The sequence below is a fragment of the Mesorhizobium robiniae genome (genome assembly GCF_040545535.1).
Lineage (GTDB): Bacteria > Pseudomonadota > Alphaproteobacteria > Rhizobiales > Rhizobiaceae > Mesorhizobium > Mesorhizobium robiniae.
In genome coordinates, this window is sequence record NZ_JBEPMC010000001.1 from 581,280 (window position 1) to 594,479 (window position 13,200).

General features: G+C 64.7%; 14 protein-coding genes. 7 read left to right on the forward strand and 7 right to left on the reverse strand.

All coding sequences use genetic code 11. The features are described 5' to 3' along the window. The 4 genes from ABID19_RS02800 to ABID19_RS02815 are packed head-to-tail and all read right to left on the reverse strand — an operon-like array spanning position 1 to position 4,197. A complete protein-coding gene (locus ABID19_RS02800) occupies positions 1-435 on the reverse strand; it encodes a hypothetical protein (protein ID WP_354487824.1) in 435 nt (144 codons plus the stop codon). Then, positions 432-1,772, reverse strand: a complete 1,341-nt coding sequence (locus ABID19_RS02805) for a phosphatase PAP2/dual specificity phosphatase family protein (protein ID WP_354487826.1) — start codon at positions 1,770-1,772, stop codon at positions 432-434. The genes ABID19_RS02800 and ABID19_RS02805 overlap by 4 nt, the downstream gene beginning before the upstream one ends. Before the next feature lie 2 nt (positions 1,773-1,774). Continuing rightward, positions 1,775-3,565, reverse strand: coding sequence for a bifunctional alpha/beta hydrolase/class I SAM-dependent methyltransferase (locus tag ABID19_RS02810; protein ID WP_354487827.1), 1,791 nt, complete (start codon positions 3,563-3,565; stop codon positions 1,775-1,777). Between the two features lie 29 nt (positions 3,566-3,594). Continuing rightward, positions 3,595-4,197 carry a CDP-alcohol phosphatidyltransferase family protein gene (locus tag ABID19_RS02815; RefSeq protein ID WP_354487829.1) on the reverse strand — a complete coding sequence of 201 codons (603 nt, stop codon included), beginning with the start codon at positions 4,195-4,197 and terminating at the stop codon, positions 3,595-3,597. A 293-nt stretch (positions 4,198-4,490) separates the two neighbouring features. On the opposite strand from ABID19_RS02815, the gene ABID19_RS02820 reads away from it, so the two are divergent. The 7 genes from ABID19_RS02820 to ABID19_RS02850 all read left to right on the forward strand — a co-directional run bounded on the left by ABID19_RS02820 (position 4,491) and on the right by ABID19_RS02850 (position 11,512). Beyond that, the gene (locus tag ABID19_RS02820) at positions 4,491-5,480 is read left to right on the forward strand and encodes a sugar phosphate isomerase/epimerase family protein (RefSeq protein ID WP_354487831.1); all 990 of its coding nucleotides are present in this window, start codon (positions 4,491-4,493) and stop codon (positions 5,478-5,480) included. 44 nt (positions 5,481-5,524) lie between these two features. Next, positions 5,525-6,583 (forward strand): sugar ABC transporter substrate-binding protein, encoded by a 1,059-nt coding sequence (locus tag ABID19_RS02825; protein WP_352937572.1) that lies wholly within the window; start codon positions 5,525-5,527, stop codon positions 6,581-6,583. 71 nt (positions 6,584-6,654) lie between these two features. After that, positions 6,655-8,181 (forward strand): sugar ABC transporter ATP-binding protein, encoded by a 1,527-nt coding sequence (locus ABID19_RS02830; protein WP_354487833.1) that lies wholly within the window; start codon positions 6,655-6,657, stop codon positions 8,179-8,181. A gap of 16 nt (positions 8,182-8,197) precedes the next feature. Continuing rightward, positions 8,198-9,175 (forward strand): ABC transporter permease, encoded by a 978-nt coding sequence (locus tag ABID19_RS02835; RefSeq protein WP_354487835.1) that lies wholly within the window; start codon positions 8,198-8,200, stop codon positions 9,173-9,175. After that, positions 9,172-10,047 (forward strand): MurR/RpiR family transcriptional regulator, encoded by an 876-nt coding sequence (locus tag ABID19_RS02840; protein ID WP_354487837.1) that lies wholly within the window; start codon positions 9,172-9,174, stop codon positions 10,045-10,047. Before ABID19_RS02835 ends, ABID19_RS02840 begins: the two co-directional genes overlap by 4 nt. Beyond that, positions 10,044-10,940 carry a ribokinase gene (locus tag ABID19_RS02845; protein WP_354487841.1) on the forward strand — a complete coding sequence of 299 codons (897 nt, stop codon included), beginning with the start codon at positions 10,044-10,046 and terminating at the stop codon, positions 10,938-10,940. The genes ABID19_RS02840 and ABID19_RS02845 overlap by 4 nt, the downstream gene beginning before the upstream one ends. A gap of 254 nt (positions 10,941-11,194) precedes the next feature. Further along, positions 11,195-11,512, forward strand: a complete 318-nt coding sequence (locus tag ABID19_RS02850; protein WP_354487843.1) for a hypothetical protein — start codon at positions 11,195-11,197, stop codon at positions 11,510-11,512. A 413-nt stretch (positions 11,513-11,925) separates the two neighbouring features. Here ABID19_RS02850 and ABID19_RS02855 read toward each other — a convergent pair whose 3' ends face one another. From ABID19_RS02855 to ABID19_RS02865, 3 genes are read right to left on the reverse strand one after another with little or no spacing between them, the layout of a single operon-like run. After that, positions 11,926-12,462 (reverse strand): Hsp20/alpha crystallin family protein, encoded by a 537-nt coding sequence (locus ABID19_RS02855; protein ID WP_354487845.1) that lies wholly within the window; start codon positions 12,460-12,462, stop codon positions 11,926-11,928. 55 nt (positions 12,463-12,517) lie between these two features. Continuing rightward, positions 12,518-12,982 carry an Hsp20 family protein gene (locus tag ABID19_RS02860; RefSeq protein ID WP_354487847.1) on the reverse strand — a complete coding sequence of 155 codons (465 nt, stop codon included), beginning with the start codon at positions 12,980-12,982 and terminating at the stop codon, positions 12,518-12,520. A 2-nt stretch (positions 12,983-12,984) separates the two neighbouring features. Next, positions 12,985-13,179, reverse strand: coding sequence for a hypothetical protein (locus ABID19_RS02865; protein ID WP_354487849.1), 195 nt, complete (start codon positions 13,177-13,179; stop codon positions 12,985-12,987). Positions 13,180-13,200: the final 21 nt, after the last annotated feature.

The window sequence follows — 13,200 nt, forward strand, 5'->3', positions numbered from 1 at the left end:
TCAGATAAAGGCCGCGACGAGGGACGCCGCCCCGAACAGGCCGATCGCGATGCGCTGCCTGGCCAGCAGGCGGTGCGTGCCCGCCATGCGCCGGTCGAGCGAGCGGCCGCCGGCAGAGGGAGGTTTCAGCCGCATGCGCGCCAGCACCTCGTCGACCGCGGCTCCGGCTGCGGCCTCGCTGGCGTGGCTCGCCATCAGCCGGAACAGCAATGCGTCGAAGACAAGCAAAGCAGAGTAGGCGAGGGTGGCCGCCGCGCTCGCCGCCGCGATCAGCCAGGCCGCGGCCGATATGGGCGTTGCCTGCGGCCCGGCCACCGCGCCAATGATCGGCGCGGCCATCAAGGCGGCCGCCAGCAGCAGAATCGGCCACGCCGCCTGCACCATCAGCCCGGCTGCGAACGCCTCGGCCCTGTCCTGATAAGCGTCGCTTTTCATGCCGGCTCGTCCACCCCGATGTGAAGATGCACCGGCCGGCCCGATGCGGCGAGCCGCTTGTGCGCCTGCGCCGGCGTTGGCGAGCGGCCGGTGGCAACCAGCCATTCGGCGACGACGCTGGCGCTGCGCTGGAAACCGAGCGCGCAGCAGACCAGCACGGTGCCGTGGCCGCGAGCCGCTTCGATCGCCGCCACCGCTTGCGCTTGCACCTCCGGCGACGGCGGCAAAAGATCGACCATGGCGATAGCAGTCCAGCGACAGGTCACGCCGCGTGGCCTTTCCAACTCGCCGGCAAGGTCGATCACAGTGCAAAAAGTGTCAGCCTCAACAGCTGTCGGAAAGCGGCCGAGGTAGACGCCGTCGGCAACCGCGATCTGCGCCGGCAGTTTGCGCGTCCATATCGATACATTGATCCTGGCGCCAAGCCGGTAGGGCAGCAGCAGAATACTACTGGCCAGCGAGACGCGGCCGTCGGCCGCTTTCTGGAACACCTTGGCGCCGGCCCCGGCATAGGCGAAGGCGACGATGGCCAGCGCCAGCGCGGGCCACAAAAGGATGAGCCACAGCGCCGAGACGAAGACGCCGGCAACGGCGCTGGCCAGCGCCAAGGCTGCGCCAAGCGTGTAGAACCGAGCCAACCGCCTGGCCCTGGCGTCGGTCGCCAGGTGAAAGCCGGCGAACGGCAATTCGCCGTTGCGCGGGAACAGCCACAGCGCGAAAAAGCCAAGCAGCGCGCCGGTCGGGATATCGATGACATGATGCTGCCATGTCGTCAGCACCGAGGCGCCGATCAGCAAACACCAGGCATGCCAGATAATGCTGGCCATACCTTTGAGCCGATGGCGCCAGTGATCCCAGATGATGACCAGCAGCGCGATGTGCAGCGACGGCGCTTGGTTGAACGGCTTGTCGAAGCCGCCGAGCACCGCGAACATGAAGCCCGGCAGGCCCGATGTTTGCGGCCGCACGAAGGTCGCCGTCAACGGGAACAAGATGAAGCAGGCGACGGCGACGATCTGCGCGGTAAGATAGCGGCCGGCGAGACGGTCGACGCCGCTCTTGGTATCATTCAACAGCAGCGACAGACCGTAGAACAGGTTGATCGACCAGTAGGGCACGATGGTCCAGGCGATGAATGGGACGGAGCGCTCCCAGGCGAAGACGATGCTGCCGACATCGTCGCGCTGCGACGCCAGCCAGTTGGCGAAGCCATAGGTCGCGTAAAAGAACGGCGCCAGAAACGCCAGCCACAGTGCCGCCCGCAACACGATTCCGGCGTACGGCTCGCGTGCGGGGGCAGAAGTGGCAGCGGCGGCGCCAAGGATAGGCACGACCATGCTCAGACGCGCCGCACGACGGAAACGGTGAAGATGCCCCATTGGTCGATGCGCTGGTCGAGTTTTTCGAAGCCGGCCGCCGTCACCAACTGGTCCATCTCGCCTTGCGTGCGCCGGCGCATCACCCACGCCTGGCCGCCGCGATGCGAGGTAAGGCTGCGGGCGATCATTTCGAGCTGCGGATGCCAGGGCTGGTTGGTGTAGAGAAGCAGGCTGCCGGGCAGCATCGCCTTGGCCAACCCGCCCAGCGAGCGGGCGATCATGGCATTGTCGGAAAACAATTCGTAAAGCCCGGAGACGATGGCGAGGTCCGGCGCCGGCTTCAGCCCGGCAAGCATTTGGGCGTCGAAGGCGTCGGCCTGGTGGAACGAGACGCTGGTCGGCAGGTGCCGCTCGGCGATCAGCTTGCAGCCGCTCGAAACGTTGAGCTCGGAGAAATCCTGCAGCCGCACGCTGGCCGGCGGTTCAGGACATTTGGCGACAGCGTCGAGCACGTAGCGGCCATGGCCGGCGGCGATATCGACGATATTGACCGGCCGGCCGGTAGCTTTTAGTTCGGCGACGGCGCCGCCGATCAGCTCTTCGAGATGCAGCTTGCGCTGGCGGATGCCGCGCCAGCCGATGGCATCGAGAAAGGTGCGGTCGATCATGCGGCCGAGCGCGCTGCTGCCCCGCGCCTCGTTCTCGTAGACATAGTCGAGCGTCGAGCCGGAATCGAAGCCGGTGGCAATGCCTGTCTGCAGGCCTGATGACAGCCAGGCGCCCATGCGGATCGAGGCACGGCTCATTGCCCAATAGAGGCCCTTTGGCGACAGCAGGGCGAGCGGCGAGGCCAGCCGGTCGGCCTCGTCGCGTGTGTAGCCGGCGCGGTCGGCCGCGGTCAGGTCGACCGGCGTGTCCGGTGCTGCGAACTGTCTTTCGAGAAACGGCTTGATCAGGTCGAGCGCTTGGCTGCGGTCGCGTTCGCCCAGCGTGTCGTGGAAGAAGCCGGGCAGCACATGCCGTTCCTTGGCCGGGCTGGCGAGATTGACGAAGAATTCGTGCTGCGGTGCGTGCCGCACCACCCAGTCGGAGCCCGAGATCAGCAGTTGCGTCGGCACGGTGATGGCGCGGGCATCCGAGACGATACGCGCGGCGTGGTCGTAGAGCTCGACCAGGATGTTGGAAGCGAGCGGCCGCGTGATCAGCGGATCGGCCTCGAAGGAGGCAATGCGCTCGGGATCATGCGTCAGGAACTTGGCCTTGACGTAGGAATTGACGAAGAAGCGCCCCTTTACCTTCTGCCACAGCGCAATCCCTTGCTTGGCGAAGGGCACGTAGAGCTTGACCGAAAAGGCCGGCGAGGCCAGCACCAAAGCCCGAATCTGCGGCGCATAATCATGCACCCAGGCGGCGGCGAGCACGGCGCCGAAAGATTGCGCGATCAGCGCGATGTCACGCTGGCCAAAACCATCCTTGCCGATCTCCCGCACGAAGCAATCGATGTCGCGCACAAGTGCGGCAAAGGACGGCGCGTAACCGCGCTCGCCGGCCGAGCGGCCATTGCCGCGCGCGTCCCAGGCGTAGAAGGCATGATCGGGCATGTCGAGTTCGTCGACCAGATGCGCCATGCGGCCGCCATGCTCGTGGCCGCGGTGGAACAGCAGAACCGCGCCCTTGGCGGGTTGCCCGACAGCCGGCCAGTAGCGGTAGAAGATCTCGGTGCTGTCATGGCTCTTGAAGGCGCGCTCCTGCCCCACCCGCTTGAGGTTTGCCAAAGCCGCGGCGGCGGCGATCGTCTGTTCGTGAAGCATGGTTTCCCCTGGCGGACGCGACCGGAATTTCAGTCGCCGCTCCCGTTAAGGCCGCTGCGTATCCGGTTGATGGCGGTCACCAGCGAGAGTGTAGCCATTGCCGGAAACACAAACGGCGCGATCGCCGCGACCCACAGTCCGCAGGTGATGAGGAAGGCGATGATGCCGAGCGCCAGCGCCCTGTCGCTCTTGCCGAACGGCCCGGCATAATTGCGCCCCGTGCCCGCCGCTATGCCGAGCACGCCGGTGAACTCCACGATGATCGCCGCGATAGCGAAAGCGACGACGCCCCAGCCTGGGAAGATGGCGGCAAAGGCCAGGATCAGCGCGAGGTCCGACACGACGTCGCAGAGTTCGTTGAGGTACATGCCAAGCTTCGAGGCCTGACCATGCTCCCGCGCCAGCATGCCGTCGATGGCGTTCAGCGCCATGCGCGCAAACAGCACCACCGGCATCAGCAGGAAGACCGCGCGATGGCCGGCAAGGGCCGCGACCAGAATGCCGGTGGCGACCGATAATGCGGCGGCCAGCAACGTGATCTGGTTGGCGGTGACGCCGGCCACGGCCAGCCGATCGGCGAGCGGCCGCAGCTTGGCTTGGAACGCCGGTTTCAGCGCATAAAGTGTCGGCATGTGCGGAACCCCCCGGCCACGACATAGTGCCAACGACGATGATCAATTGACGCCCGAGACGCAAGGGCTGCGAGCGGTTGTACATGGTTACGATCGGCGGCACCGGACATTTGAGAGCTAAGCCCTACAGTTCCGGCGCGGCCACCGCTTCGAGGCCGAGCGCGTCTACGGCCGCTATCATGCCGGATCGAAACAGCGTCCGCCGCTTGGTCGCAGCGGATGGCTCATTTCTCGAATATAAACTTTACAGATATTTGTAAATGTGTGAAGTTATGTTCACCAAAGGGTCATCCATGACAGCCAATCGTTTCGCCACGCGCCTGAATTCCTTTGCCTCGCGGCCACAGGCCGAGTGGCCGGATCTTGTCGGCAAGCCGTCGATGCTGCAGATGGCGGCGCGTGCGGCGAAGGTTGCCGGGTTGACCGACCTCGACCTCAATTTTCCCGATCATGTCGATGAAAAACCTGCGGAAATGGCACGGAAGCTGAGCAATATCGGGCTTTCGATCAATGGCTTCGCCATGCGCTACTACTCCAATCCGGCCTTCAAGCTCGGCGCGTTCACCAATCCCGATCCCGCTGTTCGCCGCGAAGCCATCGACCTGACCAAGGCCGGCATCGACGCAGCGCGTCAGGCCGGCGCCAATCTGATGACGCTGTGGCTCGGGCAGGATGGCTTCGACTATGCCTTCCAGGCCGATTACGCGACACTGTGGCAACACGAAATCGATGGAATTCGTGAAGTTGCATCGCATGATCCCGATTGCCAGATCAGCCTGGAATACAAGCCCAACGAGCCACGCTCCTATAGCCTGATGCCCGACGCGGCGACGACATTGCTGGCGATCCGCGAGATCGGGCTGCCCAATCTCGGCGTGACGCTCGATTTCGCCCATGTGCTCTATGCCGACGAGCAGCCGGCCTTTGCCGCAGCACTCGTGACGCGCCATAGCAAGCTGCTCGGCGTGCATCTCAACGATGGCTACGCCAAGCGCGACGACGGCCTGATGGTCGGCGCAGTGCACACGCTGCAGACGATCGAGTTGCTCAGGCAGATCCGCCGCGACGGCTACGCCGGCGCCATCTACTTCGACACGTTCCCCGACATGACCGGACTCGATCCGGTCCACGAATGCGAAGTCAACATCGCAACCGTCAAGCGCATGCTGCGCGTCGTCGATCGGCTGGAAAAGGACAACCGCCTGTCCACCGCCATCGACCGTCAGGACGCGGTCGCGTCGCAGGCCATCATCCAGGAAGCCATGCTCGGACCGGACAGCTGAGGCTCCGGCGGCATAGACCGTTTTTCAACAAGGGAGGAAAGACCATGAAATTTCTGCTTGCCACCGCCACCGCTGCCCTGATGGCGCTGTCCATCGGCTCCGCTTTTTCCGCGGACCTCGCGCCGCTCAATTCCGACACCGAGAAGGATCGCATCGACTGGTCGCAGCTCGAGGCCAAGTTCGGTGCGTTCCCCAAGCTACCCGACGGTACCAAGGCCGGCGCTGTCTCCAAGACGCTGACCAACGAATACTGGCGCTCGCTGGGTGAGGGCTACAAGTCGTTCGGCGATCGTGTCGCTGTTCCGGTCGTCTACCAGGCGGCGCAGAGCGAGGGCGACCAGCTCGGCCAGCTCACCATCGCCGAAGGCCTGGTCACACAGGGCTACAACGTGCTGCTCGTCTCGCCGCAGACCGACTCCAATCTGCAGCCGATCATAGAACAGGCCAAGGCCGCCAACGTGCCGGTGGTCAACGTCAATGACGCGGTCATCCCGCAGGCCGAGCACTATGTCGGCAATGTCCAGCGCGACAATGGTGTGCGCGTCGCCAAATGGTTCATCAAGAACCGGCCGGACGGCGGCAAGGTCGCCATCGTCGAAGGCCAGGCCGGCGTCTATGCCGCCGTCCAGCGCACCGACGGCTTCAAAAGCACGATCACCGAAGCTGGCAAATTCGAGGTCGTCGCCAGCGTCCCCGGCAACTGGGATCGCCAGACCTCCTACGACGCGGCCACCAACATCCTGCAGCAGCATCCCGACCTGATCGGCTTCTATGCCAACAATGACGGTATGGCACTGGGCATCGTCGAGGCGGTCAAGGCCGCCGGCTTGCAGGACAAGGTCGCCGTCTTCGGCACCGACGGCATCTCCGACGCTTACGCCTCGATCCGCGCCGGCGAGCTGACCGGCACCGTCGACAGCTTCCCGGTTTTGACCGGCGAGGTGGCGCTGGAATCGGCGCTGCGACTGGTGGCCGGGCAAAAGCTGCCGCGGGTCGTCGCCACGCCGCAGGCGCTGATCACCAAGGACAACGCCGACCGTTATTCCGGTGCCGGCGAGGCCGTGCGCAAGGCGCTGCTCGAGGATGCGGCAGCGGGCAACTAAGGGCACAAGGGCAGGTGCCGGCCAGAGCATTATTGCTCACGGCTGGCACCCTTGCCCGGAGAATAGAACCCATGTCACCCCGGCTGCAATTCGAGGGCATTTCCAAGGTATTTCCGGCTGTGCGGGCACTCTCTGGTGTGTCCTTTTCGGTCGGCGGCGGCGAAATTCATGGCCTGCTCGGTGAGAACGGCGCCGGCAAGTCGACGCTGCTGCGCATCCTGTCGGGGGTCTACAGGCCGACGGCGGGAAGCGTGCTGATCGACGGCAAGCCGGTGACGCTGAACGATCCGGTCGCCGCACGCGCCGCGGGCGTCGCCATGATCCATCAGGAATTGCAGCAGGTGCCGCACCTCAGCGTCGCCCAGAACATGTTCCTCGGCCATCCGCTGACGCGCGGCGGCATCTTCGTCGCACGGCGCGAGCAGGAACGCCGCGCTGCGGAAGCCCTTGCGGCCATCGACCTAACGATCGATCCGGCAGCGCCGCTCGGCAGCCTGAAGGTCGCGCAGCGGCAGATCGTCGAGATCGCCCGGGCGCTGCTCGATCGTGCGCGCATCGTGGCGATGGACGAGCCGACATCGAGCCTGACGCCGAAAGAATTCGAGCGCCTGGCCGAAGTCATTGCCGGCCTGGCCCGCGACGGTGTCGCGGTCGTCTATGTCTCGCACAAGCTAAACGAGGTGTTCGGTATCTGCCAACGCGCCACCATCATGCGCGACGGCGTCGTTGTCGGGTCCGTCGATCTTGCGCAGGTGTCGGAAAAGGCCGTCGTTTCGGTGATGGTCGGCCGCGAGCTTGCTCCGGAACAGCACCGCTCGCACACCTCCAGCGAGGTCAGGTTGAGCGTTCGCGGCCTCGCCTCGCCGACCAAGGTCCATGACGTCTCGTTCGACCTGCATCGCGGCGAGGTGCTGGGCATTGCCGGCCTGGTCGGCTCGGGCCGCACCGAACTGCTGCGGCTGCTGGCCGGCGCCGACCGCGCCTCATCAGGTGCGGTCGAGATCGACGGCAAGGCGGTAAAACTTTCCAGTCCGCGCGATGCCATCGCCGCCGGTATCGGCCTGGTGCCGGAGGAGCGCAAACGCGAAGGCATCGTGCCGCTGCGCTCGATCTCCAGCAATATGGCGCTGGCATCGATGGGCGTGTTCGCGCCGCGCGGCGTCATCGATCACACCAGGCTGAAACGGGTCGCGGCCGAGAAGATGAAGCGGGTCAATCTCAGGCCGTTCCTGCTCGACCGGCCGATCCGGCTGTTCAGCGGCGGCAACCAGCAGAAGGCGATCATCGGGCGCTGGCTGGCGGCGGGAACGCGCATTCTGCTGTTCGACGAGCCGACGCGCGGCATCGATGTCGGTGCCAAGGCGGAGATCTATCACTTGATCGAGGAGCTCGCCGCCGAAGGCCATTCGGTAATCGTCGTGTCGTCCGAGCTTCCCGAGGTGATCCGGCTCGCCGACCGTGTGCTGGTCATGCGCGATGGAACGGTCGCGGCCGAACTCGGCCGGGCTGATCTCAGCGAACAGGCGATCGCGGCACACGCAATACCCCAATCGGAGATTCAGGCCGGCAAGGCGCAAGGCCATCGAGCCGATGCATAACGGACAGGACCAGCGGATGACTGATATAACCGAACACACAGCAGCGCGCCCACAGGCGGATTTCCTGCACCGGTTTTCCGTGCGCGACGCCGGCACGCTGATCGGCCTGGTGGTGATCCTCGCCGTCTTCGGTGCGCTGGTCCCTGGCTTCTTTGCGGAGCGCAACCTGATCAACATCCTTCAGCAATCGAGCATCAACGCCTGCCTGGCGCTCGGCATGACGCTGGTGATCATCTCGGGCGGCATCGATCTGTCCGTCGGGCCGACAGCAGCCCTTTCGGCCGTCATCTCTGCCTCGATGCTGGTCGCCGGCGTGCCGTTTCCACTGGCCATCGCCGCCGGCTTCGCCATCGGCCTCGTCTGCGGCCTGCTCAACGGCGTGCTGGTCGCCTATGTCGGGCTGCAGCCTTTCATCGTCACGCTGGGAACGCTCAGCACCTACCGGGCGCTGGCGCTGATCTATACCGGCGGCAATCCGGTGCTCGGCCTGCCTGCCGGCTTCCGCGCCATCTTCAACGGCTCGCTGTTTGGATTGCCGTTGGCGGTCATTATCGTGGCCGTGGTCGCGCTGATCGCCTGGATCATCCTCAAGAAGACGCCATTCGGCGAATATCTGCTCGCCGTCGGCGGCAATGAGGAGGCCGCCTACATAGCCGGCGTGCCGATCGCCCGCACCAAGATCGCCGCCTACATGATTTCGGGCCTGCTGGCGGCACTTGCTGCGCAGATCCTGATCGGCCGGCTGGGTGCTGCCGAGCCCATTCTCGGCAACCTCTGGGAGCTCGATGCGATTGCCGCGGCTGCCATCGGCGGCGCCTCGCTGATGGGCGGCAAGGGCAGCGTGGTCGGCACCATCCTGGGCGCCGTCATCCTCGGCACCATGCGCAACGGCCTGACGCTGATGAATGTCCAGTCCTTCTATCAGCTGCTGGCAACTGGCCTTATAATCCTCGCCGCGATGCTTATCGATCGTGTGACGAGGGGACGTGGATGACCTTGACTAGCCTGGATCTGAAAGCAGTAGGACCGCGGATCCGCATGATGATGCCGCATCTGACGCCGCTCGAGGCCAAGGTGGTGGAAACCGTCTTCGGACGGCGCGGCTTCGACGAGACCATTCCGCTCAAGCAGATCGCCGAAGAGGCCGGCGTGTCGGAGGCGATGGTGGTCAAGATCGCCAAGAAGCTGGGCTTTTCCGGCTATCGCGATTTCCGCACCGCCGTCTACGAATACAGCCGCCTGCCGACCGCCGAAATGCACCAGGAGCTGTCGGTCGACGACAGTTCGGCCGAGATCGTGCAGAAGGTATTCCGCACCTCCATCCAGGCGCTGGAGGAAACGCTCGCCATCCTCGACATGGACGATTTCGACCGCGCCGCCGATCTTCTCTACCGCGCCCAAAACCGGGATTTCTATGGTGTCGGCGGCTCGGCGCAGATCGCGCGCGACGTCTCGCACAAATTCCTGCGCATCGGCATCCGCGCATCCGTCTATGACGATTCGCACATGATGCTGATGTCGGCCTCGCTGCTCGGCGCCGACGACATCGCCGTCGGCTTCTCCCACTCCGGCAACACCAGCGCCGTCATCGACGCCATCCATCTCGCCCGCAAGAGCGGCGCGCGGACGCTGGCGATCACCAACTATGACAACTCACCGCTGGCCGCAGTCGCCGACATCGTGCTGTGCTCGACAGCGCAAGGCTCGCCGCTGATGGGCGAGAACGCGGCGGCGCGCATCGCCCAGCTCAACATTCTCGACGCGCTGTTCGTGGCAGTGGCGCAGCGTGACTACCAGGCGGCAGAGCGCAATCTCGGCCGCACCATGTCGGCGGTGACGTCGAAGCGGCGGGACAGGGGCACATGACGCCGCCGAGACCGCTGGTCACCGTGTTCGGCAGTCTGCATTACGACATCATGGTCGAAGCCCCCGACCGCCCGCGCAAGGGCGAAACCGTGACCGGCCATGCATGGCGGCCGAAGTGCGGCGGCAAGGGCGGCAACCAGGCAGTCTCTGCCGCACGGGCCGGCGTGCGCTCGGCGATGATCGGAGCGGTCGGCGATGACGATTTCGGCCGCGCGCTTCTCGACAATCTCGGCCGCTGTGGCGTCGACAGACGCTTCGTGCGTGTCGCGCCTGGCGCCGGCTCGGGCATGAGCGTGGCGATCTTCGACGACGGCGGCGACTATGGCGCCGTGATCGTCTCAGGCAGTAATCTCACCTTGGGTGCGAAGGACATCGCAGAGGCGGCAGACATGATCGCGCACACTTCGGTGCTGCTGCTGCAGAACGAGGTGCCGGAAGCCGCCAACGTTGCTGCAGCGCGAGCGGTGAAGGCGCATGGCGGCCGCGTCGTGCTCAATGCGGCACCCGCCCGGAAACTGTCGGACGAATTGGTCGCGTTGGTTGATGTCGTGATCGTCAACGCTATCGAGGCGGAATTTCTGGCCGGCGTTCCGGTCGTCGACACGCTCGGGGGTGCTGCCGAGGCGGCACGCATGCTGGTCGATTTCTACCCGGCCGCGATCGTCACCGCCGGCGGGGAGGGCGTCGCCTATTGCGACCGTGACGGTCAGGCGTTCGCGCTGGCGGGCATACCGGTGAAGGTCGTCAGCACCCATGGCGCCGGCGACGAGTTCGTTGGCGCGTTCGCGGCAGGCCTTGCCCGCGGGCTTCAGGTCGAGGCTGCCATCACTGCCGCCAACGCTGCCGCGGCCTTGCTGGTCGCTACGCCGGAACGGGAGCGCGAGGCGATCTGAGGCAAGGGTGCTGAGAGGGCCGCGCGCGCCTTCCCGCCTGGCCCCGGCGGCTTCGACATCGCCGGGGAGCTCTTTGCGGTGCTTCGTCGGCACGCGGCAGATGCGTAACAGCCCATGGAGAGCCATCTAATTGGAGGACGCGGGGTAGGGGTTCGCGGCCTAGAATTGTTGCCGCCCGGTTACGTGACGATCAGGTCGGTCGTAAACATATGTACATTAGTGGAACCTAATTTAAATGGCGCAGTTATGAACGCATGAGAGAGCATGAAATCCAGACGGTTACTGAATACCGGATCGCGGGCAATCAGCTGGCCGATGATCCGGTGATCGCTCTCGATATTGCGGAACGGATATTACAGGCGGCCGAGAACGACAGGATTGGCTATGTCGTCGTCCGGGCGGCCCACCCCGCAGCCGACCTCATTGAGAAAAGCGAGCCGCAACAGATCAGGGCCACCACGGGCTTTTTCCGCGATTTTGAGGTTCTGCTGCTTGTTCTCTATGCGGCCTATGCCCTCGTCGTGCTGGGCGCCACCGCTTTCGTTGTGCTGGAATTGGGCCCTGTTCTGTAGGCGTGCTCCCGGCACCGCTCATGCTATAGAGTTCGACAAAGCCCGCCGCCTTTCGGACGGCGGGCTCCGTTGTCTGGCGTCAGGGACGCCACGGTAGCGATGTCTGCTACCGGTGCTTCCGCAGACCTTTCAATATGCGGCCGGCGCGCGGCCCGGCGCATCGGCTGAAGAAATGAACCCGCGCCTCTGGCGAGAACGCGGGCCGATCTCGCGGCGGCGCAGCAGGCTTCGCCCTTCGACGACGCGGCGGTAAGGGGCGCGATGGCGGTAGTGCGCACTGCCACGACAAACCTTCAGGCGACGATGCAGGATTACCTGCTGACCGCGCTGAAGAACGTCAAGGCCAAGCCGGCCGCCGACGGCTGACGATGTCCGGCACAGCCGGCCGCTTGCGCGTCCGGCTGCCGATGTCGTCAGTGTTTGCTCTCGCCGGAACTGACTTTGCTGCCACTGATGGCGATGCGCTTGGCCTTCGTCTGCGCGCGCTGGGTCTTCGGCAGCGTCACGCTGAGCACGCCATTGTGGAAGGCAGCGTTCACCTTGTCTTCCTCGACCTCGTAGCCGAGCGGGATGCGGCGCTCGAAGCGGCCGTAGAACCGCTCGGAGAACTGCCGGTCCTTGTCTTCGGTCTCGGAGCGCTTCTCGCCACGCAGCGTCAGCACGCCGTCATCGAGCATCACCTCGACGTCCTTCTCGTCCATGCCGGGAATTTCGGCGGTCACGCGGATTTCCTTCTCGCCGTCGGAGATTTCAACGCTCGGCCAACTGCCGCGCGCCGACGAAAATCCGCTAAGCGAGGGCATGCGCGTTTCGAAACCGCGGAAGGCGTCGTCGATCAGGCGGTTCATCTCGCGATGCAACGCCATGAACGGGTCCCGGTCATCGTCGCGATAGAGACTGGGCACCGGACTGTTCTCGCGGCCCCAGGGAATGAGATCACGAATAGCCATTGATGTTCTCCTTTCTCGACTGGTTGTGCCAAAGCCGACGACAGAGATCGCCTTCTCAGGCGGCCTGCTTCGGCTTCTCGACCTGCCCGGACTTCGCAGCGCCGTCGTGCTTGGCGATCGCGATGCGCCGCGGCTTCATCTCCTCGGGCACTTCCCGCACGAGGTCGATCGTCAGCAGGCCGTTGTTGAGCGAGGCGCCGTTGACCGTCATGTGATCGGCAAGCTCGAAGCGCCGTGTGAACGGTCGCACCGGCAGGCCGCGATGCAGATATTCCACCGTGTCCTGCTCCTTGCGCTCGCCCGAGACGATTAGAAGGTTCGGCTCGTGACTGATGTCGAGATCGTTTTCGGAAAAGCCGGCGACGGCGATCTTCACGCGATAGCTGTTCTCGCCGCTTCGCTCAATGTCATAGGGCGGCCAGCTGTCGACTGCCTGAGGCGCGTTTTCCAGCAGGTTGAAGACGCGGTCGAAACCAATGCTCGACCGATAGAGCGGGGAAAAGTCGAACGCGGTTCTCATAGCTACATCCTCCATTGAGCAACATAGTACGAGGGACGCCAAAGAGCTTTGGCGCTCCCTGGGTTCTGCCGGCCCCATTCGGCAACCGGCAATTTCGATTTGGTTATTGCCAGCTCGAAATCAAGACCCAGATTCTGTCCCGCTGCCAGATTTTTTGTTGCCAGATTGTAGCGGGTAAAGCCGGTTTCAACCTTCATTTGTGGGTCGCGCCGGCACGC